Source organism: Pseudomonas sp. NBRC 111119, assembly GCF_001320125.1.
In the GTDB taxonomy this organism is placed as follows: Bacteria; Pseudomonadota; Gammaproteobacteria; order Pseudomonadales; family Pseudomonadaceae; genus Aquipseudomonas; species Aquipseudomonas parafulva.
This window is the reverse complement of record NZ_BCAV01000029.1, coordinates 60472-75297: the sequence shown is the minus strand read 5'-3', so window position 1 is coordinate 75297 and position 14826 is coordinate 60472. Positions and strand designations below refer to the sequence as shown.

The 14826-nt window shown below is 61.4% G+C and carries 12 protein-coding genes; 9 read left to right on the top strand and 3 right to left on the bottom strand.

Going from position 1 to position 14826, the window contains the following annotated elements:
- Window positions 1-255: 255 nt before the first annotated feature.
- The 8 genes from APH25_RS12515 to dacB all read left to right on the top strand — a co-directional run bounded on the left by APH25_RS12515 (window position 256) and on the right by dacB (window position 9389).
- The gene (locus APH25_RS12515) at window positions 256-570 is read left to right on the top strand and encodes a YqjD family protein (protein ID WP_028632444.1); all 315 of its coding nucleotides are present in this window, start codon (window positions 256-258) and stop codon (window positions 568-570) included.
- A 9-nt stretch (window positions 571-579) separates the two neighbouring features.
- Window positions 580-954 (top strand): phage holin family protein, encoded by a 375-nt coding sequence (locus APH25_RS12510; RefSeq protein WP_028632443.1) that lies wholly within the window; start codon window positions 580-582, stop codon window positions 952-954.
- Window positions 951-1280, top strand: coding sequence for a hypothetical protein (locus tag APH25_RS12505; protein ID WP_028632442.1), 330 nt, complete (start codon window positions 951-953; stop codon window positions 1278-1280). The genes APH25_RS12510 and APH25_RS12505 overlap by 4 nt, the downstream gene beginning before the upstream one ends.
- Window positions 1281-1373: 93 nt before the next feature.
- Window positions 1374-2705 carry a deoxyguanosinetriphosphate triphosphohydrolase gene (locus tag APH25_RS12500; protein WP_060482157.1) on the top strand — a complete coding sequence of 444 codons (1332 nt, stop codon included), beginning with the start codon at window positions 1374-1376 and terminating at the stop codon, window positions 2703-2705.
- Window positions 2706-2983: 278 nt separating this feature from the next.
- Window positions 2984-3601, top strand: a complete 618-nt coding sequence (locus APH25_RS12495) for a response regulator transcription factor (RefSeq protein ID WP_060482156.1) — start codon at window positions 2984-2986, stop codon at window positions 3599-3601.
- 7 nt (window positions 3602-3608) lie between these two features.
- Window positions 3609-7226 carry an ATP-binding protein gene (locus tag APH25_RS12490; protein WP_060482155.1) on the top strand — a complete coding sequence of 1206 codons (3618 nt, stop codon included), beginning with the start codon at window positions 3609-3611 and terminating at the stop codon, window positions 7224-7226.
- 50 nt (window positions 7227-7276) lie between these two features.
- Window positions 7277-7621 carry a YggL family protein gene (locus tag APH25_RS12485; RefSeq protein WP_028632430.1) on the top strand — a complete coding sequence of 115 codons (345 nt, stop codon included), beginning with the start codon at window positions 7277-7279 and terminating at the stop codon, window positions 7619-7621.
- A gap of 310 nt (window positions 7622-7931) precedes the next feature.
- Window positions 7932-9389: a D-alanyl-D-alanine carboxypeptidase/D-alanyl-D-alanine-endopeptidase gene (gene dacB / locus APH25_RS12480; RefSeq protein ID WP_028632429.1), complete on the top strand. Its 1458-nt coding sequence runs from the start codon at window positions 7932-7934 to the stop codon at window positions 9387-9389.
- A 46-nt stretch (window positions 9390-9435) separates the two neighbouring features.
- On the opposite strand, the gene rlmKL is transcribed toward dacB, so the two are convergent.
- Window positions 9436-11628, bottom strand: a complete 2193-nt coding sequence (rlmKL, locus tag APH25_RS12475) for a bifunctional 23S rRNA (guanine(2069)-N(7))-methyltransferase RlmK/23S rRNA (guanine(2445)-N(2))-methyltransferase RlmL (RefSeq protein ID WP_060482154.1) — start codon at window positions 11626-11628, stop codon at window positions 9436-9438.
- A 559-nt stretch (window positions 11629-12187) separates the two neighbouring features.
- Here rlmKL and rmf point away from each other — a divergent pair.
- Window positions 12188-12403, top strand: a complete 216-nt coding sequence (gene rmf / locus APH25_RS24955; RefSeq protein ID WP_003248687.1) for a ribosome modulation factor — start codon at window positions 12188-12190, stop codon at window positions 12401-12403.
- A gap of 94 nt (window positions 12404-12497) precedes the next feature.
- Here the strand turns inward: rmf and APH25_RS12470 are convergent, their stop codons facing one another.
- Both APH25_RS12470 and APH25_RS12465 read right to left on the bottom strand, forming a co-directional pair.
- On the bottom strand, window positions 12498-13523 hold the full coding sequence (locus APH25_RS12470; RefSeq protein ID WP_060482153.1) for a quinone-dependent dihydroorotate dehydrogenase: 1026 nt from the start codon (window positions 13521-13523) through the stop codon (window positions 12498-12500).
- Between the two features lie 180 nt (window positions 13524-13703).
- Window positions 13704-14741 carry an OmpA family protein gene (locus APH25_RS12465; RefSeq protein WP_028632426.1) on the bottom strand — a complete coding sequence of 346 codons (1038 nt, stop codon included), beginning with the start codon at window positions 14739-14741 and terminating at the stop codon, window positions 13704-13706.
- Between the last annotated feature and the right edge of the window lie 85 nt (window positions 14742-14826).

The window sequence follows — 14826 nt, the reverse complement described above, 5'->3', positions numbered from 1 at the left end:
CGATGCCGGTGTGGTCCACTCAAGAAAATGGACCCGCGCTGCGAAGTCGCTCATGGCCGTCAAGGCGAATTGGGTTAGGGTTTAGCGCCAGGGCCTCGGATGGGCGCCCCTGATCGGCGCAAACAGGGCTTGCAGCGCACCATGGCGACGCAGCCCTCAGGCAAACCCATAGCAAAGGTCATACCAGCTGACGCACTTGAACCTTCGGGTGTGCCATCACTCGAAGTACCATCATTGTTTGACAGGGAGAGACACATGGCCAGCAAATCGGCAAAGCATGCACAAGAAGTACTGATGGCTGACTTCCAGGCCTTGGTGCGCGACACGGAAAAGTTGCTGGCCGACACTGCCAACCTGGCAGGCGACCAGGCTGACGAATTGCGCGAGCAGATCCATGAGCGTCTGGCCCAGGCCCGCGAAACCCTGCACGAGACACAGGAGTCGGTGCGTGAGCGTGGTGAAGCCGCGCTCGGCACGGCCGAACTGTATGTTCAGGAAAAGCCTTGGCACGCTATCGGCATCGCCGCTGGTGTGGGCCTGTTGATCGGTTTGCTGGCCAACCGGCGTTAAGGGGTTTACATGGACAATGATGCTGTAGGTGCCGGCGCCGCAGGTCGGCGCCTGGGTGCCGCCATCCTCGGGCTTTTGCATAACCACATCGAACTGCTCGGCATTGAATTGCAAGAGCAGAAAGGCCGTACATTGCGCCTGTTGCTGTTCGCAGGCCTGGCTTTGGTGTTTGCATTGTTGCTGCTGACGGCCCTCTCCGGCCTGCTACTGGTATTGCTGTGGGACAGTTATCGCCTGGCCGGCATCATTGGCCTGTGCGTATTTTACGGCTTGGCAGCGGTCTACTGCGGCCTGCGCCTGAAGGCCGCGGTGTTCGATGAATCGTCGCCCTTCCATGCCACTCTCGAAGAACTTGCCAAGGACAGGGAGCGCCTTCTGCCATGAACCTGCCAGAACTGCCCACCTCGCGAAACCCAAAAGAATTGCGTAAAGCGTTGTTGCGCTTGCGCATGGAGATGAACCGCCAGGAAATTCGCCACGAAACCGGCCAACTGCTTGAGCCGGTACGGCGCATGCGCGGCATGGGCGGCTCACTGCAGGCAGGCCTTGGCATCAAGCATGCACCCTTGTGGGGGATCGGCGCAGTCGTCGCGCTGGGCTTTCTGACCGGCAAGGGTGTTCGCAGCGGCAGCCTGCCACGCCTTGTACGCCTGGGCACCAGCTTGTTGCCGTTGGTGCGCCTTTACCTTCAGGGCAATCGCCGCGCCTGAAGGCCCGGCATACGCACATCCCCCAAGCCTGCGGCCTTGCACGGCCGCCGGCAGCGCGTATGCTTGGCCTTTGGACTCACAGGAGACCGCGCCTTGGACTGGCATACCCTGCTCACCCGCGAACGCCTGGGCAAAGCCCAGTACAGTGCCGATGAACTTGGCCGAAGCCCCTTCCACAAAGACCACGATCGCATCATCTTCTCTGGCGCATTCCGCCGCTTGGGGCGCAAAACCCAGGTTCATCCGGTCACCAGCAACGATCATATCCACACGCGCCTTACCCACTCGCTGGAAGTCAGTTGCGTGGGCCGCTCACTGGGCATGCGCGTGGGCGAAACCTTGCGCAACAGCCTGCCGGACTGGTGTGCCCCCAGCGACCTGGGGATGATCGTGCAGTCAGCCTGCCTGGCCCATGACATCGGTAACCCACCGTTCGGCCACTCAGGCGAAGATGCTATCCGCCACTGGTTCCAGCAGGCTGCGGGGCGCGGCTGGCTGGACGACATGAGCGATGATGAGCGCGCCGACTTTCTCAACTTCGAAGGTAACGCCCAGGGCTTCCGGGTGTTGACCCAGCTGGAATATCACCAGTTCGACGGCGGCACCCGCCTTACTTACGCCACGCTCGGCACTTACCTCAAATACCCATGGAGCGCTCGCCACGCCGACGCGCTGGGTTACAAGAAACATAAATTCGGCAGCTACCAAAGCGAACTGCCCTTGCTCGAGCAAATTGCGCGCAAACTGGGTTTGCCACTGCTTGAGGACCAACGCTGGGCACGCCACCCGCTGGTTTACCTGATGGAAGCGGCCGACGACATCTGCTACGGGCTGATCGACCTGGAAGATGGCCTGGAGATGGACTTGCTGCAATACGCAGAGGTAGAAGCCCTGCTGCTGGACCTGGTGGGCAATGACCTGCCGGAAACCTATCGGCAGCTGGGGCCAAATGACTCCCGTCGGCGCAAGCTGGCGATCCTGCGCGGCAAAGCCATCGAGCACCTGACCAACGCCGCAGCCTACGCCTTTGTCGAACAACAGCAGGCGCTGCTGGCCGGTCGCCTGCCCGGCGATCTGGTCGAGCACATGCATGGCCCAGCCCAACGCTGCGTGCTGCAGGCTAAGGCGATGGCGCGCAACAAGATATTCCAGGATAAACGCAAGACGCTGCACGAAATCGGTGCCTATACCACGCTCGAAATTCTGCTCAATGCCTTCTGTGGGGCGGCGCTCGAGCAGCATGGTGGGCGCAGCCCTTCCTTCAAGAGCCGCCGGGTGCTGGACCTGCTGGGCAGCAATGCCCCCGACCCTCACGGCTCGCTGTATGGCGCTTTCTTGCGCATGATCGACTTCATCGCGGGCATGACGGACAGCTACGCAAGCGAAATGGCACGGGAGATGACGGGGCGCTCTGGCCCGCCGTAAGGCAGGGCCCCTGCGGCGTGGCACGGCCGTGCCGCAGGCTCCAGCTAGGAAACTTCCTACAACTTGATCGCACTATTAAACATCGAGCATAAATTCCAATGAAAAGTTACCAAACACCTTTTGACTTCCTCAATTAATCGGCTGTTACGTAGCCCCTTTTGTTTTATCCTGTAAGCCGTTTCCCATAAACAAAGAATGGGCAATCCTCACGTTACCCACGACTTCCATCTGCGATAAGGTGCCGCCTGTCACCCTCATAGAACGCAGGGAAGTTGAACATGCACTCCATATTTATCGTCGACGATCATCCCGTCATCCGGTTGGCCGTTCGTATGCTTCTGGAAAACCAGAATTACCGGGTCGTCGGGGAATCGGACAACGGCGTCGACGCCATGCAGATGATTCGCGAAACCACACCCGACCTGGTCATTCTCGACATCAGCATCCCCAAGCTTGACGGGCTGGAGGTGCTGGCGCGTTTCCAGTCCATGGCACTGCCCTTGAAAGTGCTGGTACTCACTGCGCAATCACCTGCACTGTTTGCTGTGCGCTGCATGCATTCCGGCGCGGCCGGGTACGTGTGCAAGCAAGAAGACCTGGGCGAGTTGCTCAGCGCAATCAAGGCCGTGCTGGCAGGCTATAACTATTTCCCCAGCCAGGCGATCAAACACCCACACACTGCCGATAACGACCTCGAACTTCTGCGTCACGTCAATGACCGCGAGTTGATGGTATTGCAACTCTTCGCCCAGGGGCGCAGTAACAAGGACATTGCCAAGGGCATGTTTCTGAGCAGCAAAACTGTCAGCACCTATAAAAAGCGCCTGATGCACAAACTTCAAGTCAACACATTGGTCGACCTGATCGAAGTGGCCAAGCGCAACGCACTGGTCTGAGGGCAGCATGGTGCGCCTTCTCGCTTGCTGTCTGCTGCTCGTGCTCCTGCTGCCCGGTGCCCTGACCCAAGCTCAGCAGCGGGAGGTGGCGCCCTATACGCTGCTGGCACGGTCGACTGCACAGCCGGCGCAGCCGGTATTCACCCCTGAGCAGCAACAGTGGCTGCTCAGCCGCGATGAACTGGTGCTGGGTACCTCGGCACCCGACTACCCGCCCTTTGACATCAGCAGCGGCGCCCGTGACTACCAGGGCCTCACTGCCGAGTACGCGAGCCTGATCGGCGACGCACTCGGGCTGCCGATTCGCGTGATGCGCTACCCGGACCGCCAAGCGGCCCTGCAAGCCCTGAAAGATGGCGACATTGATCTACTGGGTAGTGCCAACGGTTACGACGCCGTCTATGACGGGTTGCGGCTCTCCCATGCGTACGCCATCGACCAACCCGTGCTGGTGACCCGTGAAGACGAGCAGCGCGCACTGGACACAGGGCTGGGGGGTATGCGGCTGGCCATGCTCTACCATTACCTGCCGCGCAAGGAAGTACTCAGCGCCTACCCCCAGGCGCAGCTCATGGCATTCGGGTCCACGAGCGAAGCACTCAACGCCGTGGCCTTCGGCCAGGCCGATGTGTTTATCGGCGATACCATTTCTACCCACTACCAACTCAGCCGTGGGCAACTGCCCCGTTTGCGCATGGCGAGCTTCAGCAAGCATGAAGCCCTCGGGTTCGGTTTCGCGCTGCGTCAGCAGGACGCACTGCTGCTGGGGTTGGTCAACGCTGTGCTGGACAACCAGCCCGCCGCCATTCGCTCGAGCATTTTCAAGCGCTGGAGCCCTGGCAGCGACCTGCTGCTCACCGATCGCAAGCTGCAGCTGACCAGTGCGCAAGCCCAATGGCTGAAGCGCCACCCCGTGATGCGTGTCACCGTGGATGACACCGCTGCCCCACTGTCGTACTTCGATGGGTCGGGGCATTTTCGCGGCATCACCGCCGACCTGCTCGAACTGATCAGCCTGCGCACCGGGCTGCGCTTTGAGGTTGAGCGCGCCAGCGGCATCGCCGACATGCTCTCCAGGATCAAGGATGGCCGCGCCGATGTGATTGCTGCGCTAGCAACCGGCGGCCCGGCTGAAGGCGACTTGCTGATAAGCCGAGCCTACCTCGAAAGCACCTATGTGCTGGTCAACCGCAAGCAGAGGCAAGCCCCAGTATCACTGGACCAGATGCGCGGCAAGCGCATTGCAATCACCCGGTACAGCGGCCTGGACGACATGCTCTCGCGCTATTACCCGGAAATAGGCTGGGTGGAAACCGAGAGCCCATTCTATTCGATGGCGCTGCTCAACAGTGGCGCCGTCGATGCCGTCATTACCACCCTGATCGACGCCAACCATGCACTGGCAATCAACCCTGAGCTGGTCATCCGTACGACGGTTGGCCGCAACCCTGCCAGCTTCGCCATGGCGACCAGCGCCCCTTCGCAACTGTTGATCTCCATTCTGGACAAGGCACTGCTGAGCATCTCTCCAGAGGAACTGGGGGTCATCAACAACCGCTGGCGCGGCTACAGCCTGCAGGACGAAGGCAGCAGCGGGGAGTTGCGTCGGTTGGTCGTGCCGGTGGTACTGGCCAGTGCAGTGCTCCTGCTGCTCGCGCTGCTCTGGAATGCGCGGTTACGCTGCCAGATTCGCCAGTGCCAGCGTGCCGACCGGGCACTGAACGATCAGCTGGCGTTCATGCGGGCACTGCTCAACGGCACGCCACACCCCATGTATGTGCGCGATCGCAGCGGTTGCCTGCAAAGCTGTAACTACAGTTATCTCGAAGCGGTCCAGGCCAGCGCCGAAGAGGTGATCGGCAAGCAGCTTGAGAACAGCCTGTTCGCCGACTGCGAGCAGACTCGGCAGATCCAGGCGGATTACCGCAAGGTCATGGCGGCCGGCTCGCCGATGATCATGGACCGCCCGCTGCGCATCAAGGACCGGGAGATCACCATTTATCACTGGATTCTCCCCTACCGCGACTCCCTCGGCGAGGTCCAGGGGATCATTGGTGGGTGGATCGACATCAGTGACCGTCGCCAGTTGGTCAACGAATTGCGTCAGGCAAAGCAGCAGGCCGATGACGCAAACCGTGCCAAAAGCACCTTCCTGGCCACCATCAGCCATGAAATCCGCACACCCATGAACGCGGTGATCGGCATGCTCGAACTGGCGGTGAAACGCGCCGATCAAGGCCGCGTCGACCGCAACGCCCTGGAGCTGGCCTATCACTCAGCCAAAGACCTGCTGGGCCTCATTGGCGATATTCTCGACATCATCCGGATTGAGTCCGGCCACCTGACCTTGGTGCCCGAGGCGGTTGACCTGGCCGCACTGGTCGAGTCCGTGGGGCGTATATTCGAAGGGCAGGCGCGGCAAAAAGGGCTGGCACTCGAAGTGATCATCGAGCCTGGCGCACGCTGCCACGCCCTGCTTGATCCACTTCGTTTCAAGCAGGTCTTGTCCAACCTGGTCAGCAATGCCATCAAATTCACTGAGCACGGCCATGTACGTATCCGTGTCAGCCTGCAAGACGGCGCCGACGGGGCCAGTGTGCTGGACCTGGAAGTGCGTGACAGTGGCATCGGCATCCCACCTGAGGACATCCAGCGGCTGTTCAACCCGTTCGTGCAGGCCAACCCTCACAGCCAGGGGGCCCGCGCCGGGACGGGCCTGGGTCTGACCATCTGCAGGAACCTGTGTGAAATGATGGGCGGTGACCTGGCCATCAAGAGCCTGGAGGGGGTGGGTACACAGGTCCGGTTGAAGATGCCGTTGCACAGGGTTGACGCAGCAGTCCAGCCGGCCCCTGTCTGCGAGCCGCTCGTGGTCCCAGACCCAGGCTTGCGCGTGCTGGTGATCGATGACCACCCAGCCAACCTGCAACTGATGGCACAGCAGCTGGGGTACCTGGGCATCGAGCACACCAGCGCGGGGGATGGTCGTGAAGGCCTCGCCACCTGGCGTGGAGGCGACTTCGACGTGCTGGTGCTCGACTGCAACATGCCCCACATGAACGGTTACCAACTGGCGGCGGCGGTACGCAATGAAGAACGCACGACCGGGCGGGCGCGCTGTACCATCCTTGGCTACACCGCCAACGCGCAACCGGAGGTGCGGCGCAAATGCCTGAGCGCGGGCATGGATGACTGCCTGCTGAAGCCGATCAGCCTGGGCACCCTCAGCCAACGCCTGGCCGGCATCCGGCCGCCTGACCGAAAAAAAGCACGCGCCAAGCCCTATCGCCTGGACGGGCTCACGGGCGTCGTGGGCCATGACCCAGCAGACCGCCTGCGGTTCATGCAAGCGCTGCAGCAAAGCCTGCAGGCCGACTTTGCCACCTTGATGGCGGCAGACCCTGAGCACGACGGCCCTGCCATCGCGGCGCAGGCACACAAAGTGCTGAGCGCTGCACGCATGCTCGAGGCCTGTGAACTGATGGAAGCCTGTGAAGCGCTGGACCACCCGGGCATTACGCCTGTGCAACTGCGGCGCAAGCGTCAGGCGCTTGCGCGCCATATGCGAAGGGTTGAGCGGGCCCTCGCACGGGATCTGGAAACCTGTACGCAGGCAGGCACCTGAGCGCGTTAACTGATAGACTGCGCGGCGTTATTACCTAAGAGGATTGTTTCATGGCCACAAACCGCTCCCGTCGTCTGCGCAAAAAGCTGTGTGTCGACGAGTTTCAGGAATTGGGCTTCGAGCTGAACCTGGAATTCAAGGAAGATCTGGATGACCAGGCAATCGATGCTTTCCTCGACGCGTTCCTGGCAGAAGCCATGGACGCCAATGGCCTGGACTATGTAGGCGGTGACGATTTCGGCCTGGTGTGCTCGGTCAAACGTGGCTCGGTCAGCGAAGAACAGCGTGCCGCCGTAGAGTCCTGGCTCAAAGGCCGCAGCGAACTGACCAAAGTCGAAGTCAGCCCGCTGCTGGACGCCTGGTACCCGGAAAAGCCGATCAACAAGGCAGAATAATCCCTGCCTGACGTGATCGCAGCGCACGACCTGTAGCAACATCCAGGTGTGCATGTGGGGCTGCTTTGCAGCCATCGCCGGCAAACCGGCCCCCACGGGTTCCCCACGAACCTTGCAGGGGCTGGCTTGCCGGCGATGTGCCGCGAAGCGGCCCCAACTCGTTTATATGACCCGACTTTGCATACAGCGTGCATCGAACCTGACCCAACCAGGCAACGCTTGGGGCATAATGCGTATTCTTTAATCCTGGGGCCATCATCTTCTTATCGCCCCAATGCCCTTTCTCCTCGTTGTAGGGTATCCATTTATCATGATCAAAACGCTTCGCCCCCTCGTTCTCGCCGGCTTGCTGCTGCCGTTTGCACTGACCAGCCAGGCTGCTGCCGTCAATACCACCCTGCCCGCCAAAGTGCAGCAGGCCCTCAAGGCCAACAAACTGCAGGACAATGCCCTGTCGCTGGTCATGCTGCCGCTGGATGGGCCCGGTACCGCCACGGTGTTCAACGCCGATGTGTCGGTCAACCCGGCGTCGACCATGAAGCTGGTCACCACCTATGCAGCCCTTGAGCTGCTCGGCCCCACGTACCAGTGGAAAACCGAGTTCTACACGGATGGCCCTCTCAGCAATGGCGTGCTCAACGGCAACCTGTACCTTAAAGGTGGCGGTGACCCGAAGTTGAACATGGAAAAGCTGTGGCTGCTGATGCGTGACCTGCGTGCCAATGGCGTGCGCACCATCACCGGCGACCTGGTACTGGATCGCAGCCACTTCGTGCAACCTAACCTGCCGCAGTTCAACGACGACGGTGGCGATCAGAACAAGCCGTTCCTGGTCAAGCCCGACTCGCTGCTTATCAACCTCAAGGCGCTGCGGTTCGTGGCCCGCAACGATGGCGGCAAGGTCACCATCGCGGTGGAGCCGCCCATCGCCAGTATCCGCATCGACAACCAGGTCAAGGCGGTGGCGTCGAAAAACTGCGCAGGCGACGTGCGCTACAACCCGGTACCCCAGGCCGACGGCATCAGCGTCACGGTCAGCGGCCAACTGGGCGACGGCTGCAACTCGCAAACCTACCTGTCGCTGCTCGATCACCCCACTTACGCTGCAGGCGCCGTGCGCGCCATCTGGGCAGAACTGGGCGGGACCATCCAGGGCGGCAACCGCGTCGAAAACGTCCCCAAAAGCGCCCGCCTGCTGGCGCGCGCATTTTCGCCAGACCTGGTGGAAGTGATCCGCGACATCAACAAATACAGCAACAACACCATGGCTCAGCAGCTGTTCCTGAGCCTGGGCGCGCAGTTCCGTACCGATGCCGATGGCGATGACGCCCGCGCTGCGCAACGTGTGGTGCGCCAATGGCTGGCCAAGAAAGGGATCACCGCCCCGCATCTGGTGATGGAAAACGGCTCTGGCCTGTCCCGCGCCGAGCGGGTCAGCACACGGGAAATGGCGGCCATGCTGCAGGCCGCCTGGCACAGCCCCTACGCTGCAGAGTTCATGAGTTCGATGCCACTGGTGGGCATGGATGGCACCATGCGCAAGCGCCTCAAGCGTACGGCCATGGCCGGCGAAGGCCACATCAAGACCGGCACGCTCAATACGGTACGGGCCATTGCGGGCTTCAGCCGCGACAGCAACGGCCACACCTGGGCGGTGGCGGCGATCCTGAACGACCCTAAACCGTGGGGCGCCTCCCAGGTACTCGACCAGGTACTGCTCGACCTGTACCGCCAGCCAAAGCTGACCACCGGTACGGCGGCCAACTGATACCGCAGTGCCGGGCCCCGCTCATGGGGCCCGGCGTCACCCGGGTTTAGCGCAGTTGCAAGCGCCAGGCCCGGTGAATACGGTTGTTGCGCGCGAAGTCAGGGTCAAGGGTCTGTGCCGTGATTTCTTCCACCGCATACCGCGCCGTCAAGTGCTCGTCCAGCTGGAACTTGCGGAAGTTGTTGGAGAAGTACAGCACACCGCCTGGCGCCAGGCGCGCCATGGCCAGGTCCAGTAACTGGACGTGGTCACGCTGCACATCAAATACCCCTTCCATACGCTTGGAGTTGGAGAAGGTCGGCGGGTCGATGAAGATCAGGTCGTAGCTTTCGCGCTCGGCTTCCAGCCAAGCCATCACGTCACCCTGGGCCAGGCGATTACGCTCTGAGAAACCGTTCAGTGCCAAGTTGCGCCGCGCCCAGTCGAGGTACGTTTTGGACAAGTCCACGCTGGTGGTGCTGCGTGCGCCGCCCTTGGCCGCGTGCACGGTTGCGGTCGCGGTATAGCAGAACAGGTTGAGGAAACGCTTGCCGGCCGCCTCACGCTGAATGCGCAGGCGCATGGGGCGGTGGTCGAGGAACAGGCCAGTGTCGAGGTAATCGGTCAGGTTGACCAAAAACTTCACCCCACCCTCCGTGACTTCCTGGAAGCGGCCTTCAGTGGCCTGGCGCTCATACTGGCGTGTACCGCTCTGGCGCTCACGGCGCTTGAGCACCACACGCTGCGGCGAAATGCCCAGTGCCTGAGGAATGGCCGCCAGCGCATCCAGCAAGCGCGCTTGCGCTTTCTCCGGGTCAACGGACTTGGGCGCAGCATACTCCTGCACATGCACCCAGTCTTCGTACAGGTCTACCGCCAGTGCATATTCAGGCATGTCGGCATCGTACAGGCGGTAGCAACTCACCTGCTCGCGACGCGCCCATTTGCCAAGCTGGCGGAGGTTTTTCTGCAACCGGTTGGCAAACATCTGCGCGCCTTCAGACAAGCGCGCCGGCTCACTGGTCTGGGGCGCCTGCGCATGCTCCGCCGCTTCGTCTACGCCGGGTTCACGACGCTCACCCGTCACGAACTGGTCAGGCTGCACTTTCAACAGCAGCAGCTTGCACGGCAAGGCGCCGTTCCAGAACGCGTATTGCTTGTGGCTACGCAACCCCATGCGCTTGCCGAGCTGCGGGGCACCGGTAAAGACCGCCGCTTCCCAGCCCATGCACGCCTGCCGCAGGCGCTCGCCCAGGTTCTGGTAGAGATACAGCAGGCTGGCCTCGTCACCCAGGCGCTCGCCATAGGGTGGGTTACTGATCACCAGGCCCTTCTGGTTCTGGTCCGGGCGCGGCTCGAAGGTACTGACCTCACCCTGGTAGATCTTCACCCAGTCGCTGAGGCCGGCACGCTCGACGTTATTGCGACCGGGCTGGATCAGCCGCGGGTCGGCTTCATAGCCACGGATCCACAGCGGCGGCTTGGCCAGCCCAGCCTCGGCGCGGGCCTGGCCCTGCTCGTGAACCTTGCGCCACAACGCCGGCACATGGCCCAACCAGGCAGTGAAGCCCCAGCGTTCACGCTTGAGGTTAGGTGCAATGTCGGCAGCGATCATTGCGGCCTCCACCAGGAACGTACCCACGCCACACATCGGGTCAGCCAGCGCGCCGCCTTCAGCGGCGATGCGCGGCCAGCCGGCACGTATCAGCACCGCGGCCGCCAGGTTTTCTTTCAGCGGCGCAGCGCCCTGCTGCAGCCGGTAGCCCCGCTGGTGCAGGCTGTGGCCGGAAAGGTCCAGGGACAGGATGGCCTCGCCACGGTCTAGGCGCAGGTGCACGCGCACGTCAGGGTCGATTTTCTCTACAGAAGGGCGAAGCCCCTCCCGGTTGCGCAGCTTGTCGACAATGGCGTCCTTGACCTTGAGGGCGCCGAAGTGGGTGTTGTCGATACCCGACCCGTGGCCGCTGAACTCAACCGCCAGCGTGCCGTCGGCAGCCAGGTGGTCGGCCCAGTCCACGGCGTGTACCCCCTCATAAAGGTCATCAGCGTTCTTCATGGAAAAACGCTTGAGGACCAGCAACACACGGTTGGCCAGGCGCGACCACAGGCACAGGCGGTAGGCGGTTTCCATGTCGGCGGCGCCGCGAATGGCCGAGGTGTGTTCGCGCACCTCTTCAAGGCCAAGGCCACGCGCCTCTTCAGCGAGGAGGCCTTCCAGGCCTTTGGGACAGGTGAGGTAGAGTTCGAAACGGTCCGACATGAGTAATCCAGCGCCTTTGGCTATTTGACAGACGGGGCAACGCATCACCCCGCCATGTTTGCCCGCAAACCTTTCCAACAGGCTTGCGGGTGGCCCTGCACACCCCCTTGGGTGCCACTAGGGCCGGGCCGCCTGATGGATGCGCGCTTGGCCAGGGGCAAAGACAGCTTAGATCATCAGGCAGTACGTAAAATTCTGGCAACGTCAGGGGCACATGTGACCCTTCGTCGCATTTCAAGTTATTTCCTGGCACCGCCAACAGCGGTGGCAAAATGACGTCAACGTTCAGCAAACCCCGGTCATACCGGCCTCAAGGCCAAATAAGGTTGAGTCGCATTTATTTACTTATCCCCTGACCCTTGGAAAGGTTACGTGCTTATGACAAATCGATCATTCACACGCTGTCCTGCATTGGTTAGAACTGGTCTCAGGCCGCTTCGCAACGAGGCGGCACAACACGCTCGCGACGCCGGCAGCGAGCGAACACCGGCAGAACGATTCTGCCCGGCCTCTTGGAGGCCGACGGGACATTACAGTCAACAAGTGAGGGCAACACCCTATGAGAAGACTTAAGCGTGATCCGTTGGAAAGAGCATACTCACGTGGCTACCAATACGGGGTCACCGGCAAATCCCGCGAGCTTTGCCCCTTCAATCTTCCTTCTGTGCGCCAAGCCTGGATCAACGGCTGGCGGGAGGGCCGCGGCGATAACTGGGACGGCATGACGGGCACCGCTGGCATCCATAGACTCAACGAAAATCACGCCGTTGGCTGATCGAGGACGCTGAATTCGATTTACCATGCACGCCCCATCCGGGCGGCGGGCTGAGGCCCAGGGGCCCCTTCAAGGGGCCCTTCTTTTGGGCCATTCAATGCCGGGGCATGGCTGCTATGGCATCGACCGCCTCGCGCACCAGCGCCGGGCCCTTGTAGATGAAGCCGGAATAGACCTGAACCAGGCTGGCCCCCGCAGCGATTTTCTCAGCCGCATGCCGGCCCTCGGTGATACCGCCCGCAGCGATGATGGGCAACTTGCCCCCCAACTCCCCCGCTAGCACCTTGACGATATGCGTGCTCTTCTGCAAAACCGGAGCACCCGACAACCCGCCCGCCTCTGCGCCATACGGCAACGCTTCGACGCCCTCACGGCCCAGTGTGGTGTTGGTGGCGATCACTGCATCCATGCCCGCTGCAACCAGCGCAGCGGCCACCAGTGCGGTCTCCTCGTCGTTCATGTCCGGTGCGATCTTGATGGCCAGCGGCACACGCTTGCCACTTGCCGACGCCAATTGCTCACGGCGCTCGGCCAAGGCATCGAGCAATTGCTTGAGTGAATCACCGAACTGCAGGCTGCGCAGGCCGGGTGTATTGGGCGAGCTGACGTTGACGGTGATATAGCTGGCCGCGTTGTACACCTTGTCCAGGCAGATGAGGTAATCATCCACGGCACGTTCAACCGGTGTATCGAAATTCTTGCCGATATTGATCCCCAGCACACCCCGATACCGCGCAGCACGCACGCGCGCCAGCAAATGGTCGACACCCAGGTTGTTGAAGCCCATGCGGTTGATGATGGCAGTCGCTTCAGGCAGGCGGAACAGCCTGGGCTTGGGGTTACCCGGCTGTGGGCGCGGGGTAACCGTACCGACCTCGACAAAGCCGAAGCCAAGCTGGGCGAAGCCATCGATGGCCGTGCCATTCTTGTCCAGGCCTGCAGCCAGGCCGACCGGGTTGGCGAAGTTCAGGCCCATCACGGTGACCGGCAACGCTGCTGGCTGTTTACATAGCTTACCGTTGAGCCCCAGGCGGCCACCTGCACCGATCAGGTCCAGCGACAGGTCGTGAGAGGTTTCCGGGGAAAGCTTGAACAGCAGCTGGCGGGCCAGGTTATACATGGGCGGGCAAGGCTCGGGGTATGGGTGAGGGGCGATTATAGCCAGCGAAGGCCTGACAGGACAGCACATCGTGCCCCGAATGCCTGCTCACCCGCCCACTCGCCTGCCCGCCAATCACACATTACAGGCAGGCAAAGAAAAACCCGGCCTGAGCCGGGTTTTTCATGAAGCTTCAACCAATTACTTGGCTTGGGCTTCTACCTGAGCTTCAACGCGACGGTTGATAGCACGGCCTTCTTCGGTGGCGTTGTCAGCAACCGGACGGGTTTCGCCGTAGCCAACCGAGTCAACACGGCTGGATTCTACGCCGTACTGCTGGGTCAGGACTTGCTTGACAGCGTTGGCACGACGCTCGGACAGCTTCTGGTTGTAAGCGTCTGGACCCACGGAGTCAGTGTGACCTTCAACCACGGTGGTGGTTTGTGGGTACTGCTTCATGAAGTCAGCCAGGTTTTTGATGTCGCCGTAGCTGTTAGGCTTGACGACCGACTTGTCGAAGTCGAACTTGACGTCCAGCTCAACGCGAACGACTTCAGCAACAGCTGGGCAGCCATCGGCGTCAACGGTGACGTTGGCCGGGGTATCCGGGCACTTGTCAACGTTGTCGCAAACGCCGTCGTTGTCGGAGTCGGTGCACACTTCAGCCACTGGAGCAGGTGCTGGAGCAGCTTGGTTTTTCGGGCTACCGCCGAAGTTCAGACCAACACCAACGCTTGGTGCCCACTCGGTGTCACCCTGGTCGATGTTGTACTGAGCTTCTACGCCGGCACGGGCGTAGAACATGTCAGTGATGTACCACTTGGCGCCTGCGCCAACGTTGGCGAAGGTGGAGTGGTTACGACCACCACGGCCGGTCTGGCCGATCGACTGGTGCGAGAAACCAGCGGAAACGTACGGACGGATAGCGTCGTACGGGTTGTTGAAGTGGTAAACGGCGTCCAGGGCGGTGTTGGAGCCCTTGATGTTCTTGCCGTCGTCGCCACGAGCGTTGTGGACTTCGTCGTAGCCCAGACGCAGCTCGACGTCGTCGGTCAGGAAGTAACCGATCGAACCGCCGAACAGGTTACCGTCGTTTTTGAAGTCGCGCTGGCTGTCGAAGAATTCTTTCTTGTAGAAGATTTCAGTCTCGACGGCGCCTTGACCTTGTGCCATAGCGCCAATCGAAGTGGCGGCTACGAGCGAACCAATGGCCAAGCCCAAGGTGTTTTTCAGTTTCATCCGTTAAATCCCCATCTGGTGATAGTTAAGCAGTCCCACCAAAAACAAGGGGGACAACTCGACGGCAAGTCTAGCAGAACTCGCC

What these genes read in the sequence shown, in the direction of transcription:
- APH25_RS12515 (WP_028632444.1), top strand. Translation starts at nt 256, where the DNA reads ATGGCCAGCAAATCGGCAAAGCATGCACAAGAAGTACTGATGGCTGAC.
- APH25_RS12510 (WP_028632443.1), top strand. Translation starts at nt 580, where the DNA reads ATGGACAATGATGCTGTAGGTGCCGGCGCCGCAGGTCGGCGCCTGGGT.
- APH25_RS12505 (WP_028632442.1), top strand. Translation starts at nt 951, where the DNA reads ATGAACCTGCCAGAACTGCCCACCTCGCGAAACCCAAAAGAATTGCGT.
- APH25_RS12495 (WP_060482156.1), top strand. Translation starts at nt 2,984, where the DNA reads ATGCACTCCATATTTATCGTCGACGATCATCCCGTCATCCGGTTGGCC.
- APH25_RS12490 (WP_060482155.1), top strand. Translation starts at nt 3,609, where the DNA reads ATGGTGCGCCTTCTCGCTTGCTGTCTGCTGCTCGTGCTCCTGCTGCCC.
- APH25_RS12485 (WP_028632430.1), top strand. Translation starts at nt 7,277, where the DNA reads ATGGCCACAAACCGCTCCCGTCGTCTGCGCAAAAAGCTGTGTGTCGAC.
- dacB (WP_028632429.1), top strand. Translation starts at nt 7,932, where the DNA reads ATGATCAAAACGCTTCGCCCCCTCGTTCTCGCCGGCTTGCTGCTGCCG.
- rlmKL (WP_060482154.1), bottom strand. Translation starts at nt 11,628, where the DNA reads ATGTCGGACCGTTTCGAACTCTACCTCACCTGTCCCAAAGGCCTGGAA.
- rmf (WP_003248687.1), top strand. Translation starts at nt 12,188, where the DNA reads ATGAGAAGACTTAAGCGTGATCCGTTGGAAAGAGCATACTCACGTGGC.
- APH25_RS12470 (WP_060482153.1), bottom strand. Translation starts at nt 13,523, where the DNA reads ATGTATAACCTGGCCCGCCAGCTGCTGTTCAAGCTTTCCCCGGAAACC.
- APH25_RS12465 (WP_028632426.1), bottom strand. Translation starts at nt 14,741, where the DNA reads ATGAAACTGAAAAACACCTTGGGCTTGGCCATTGGTTCGCTCGTAGCC.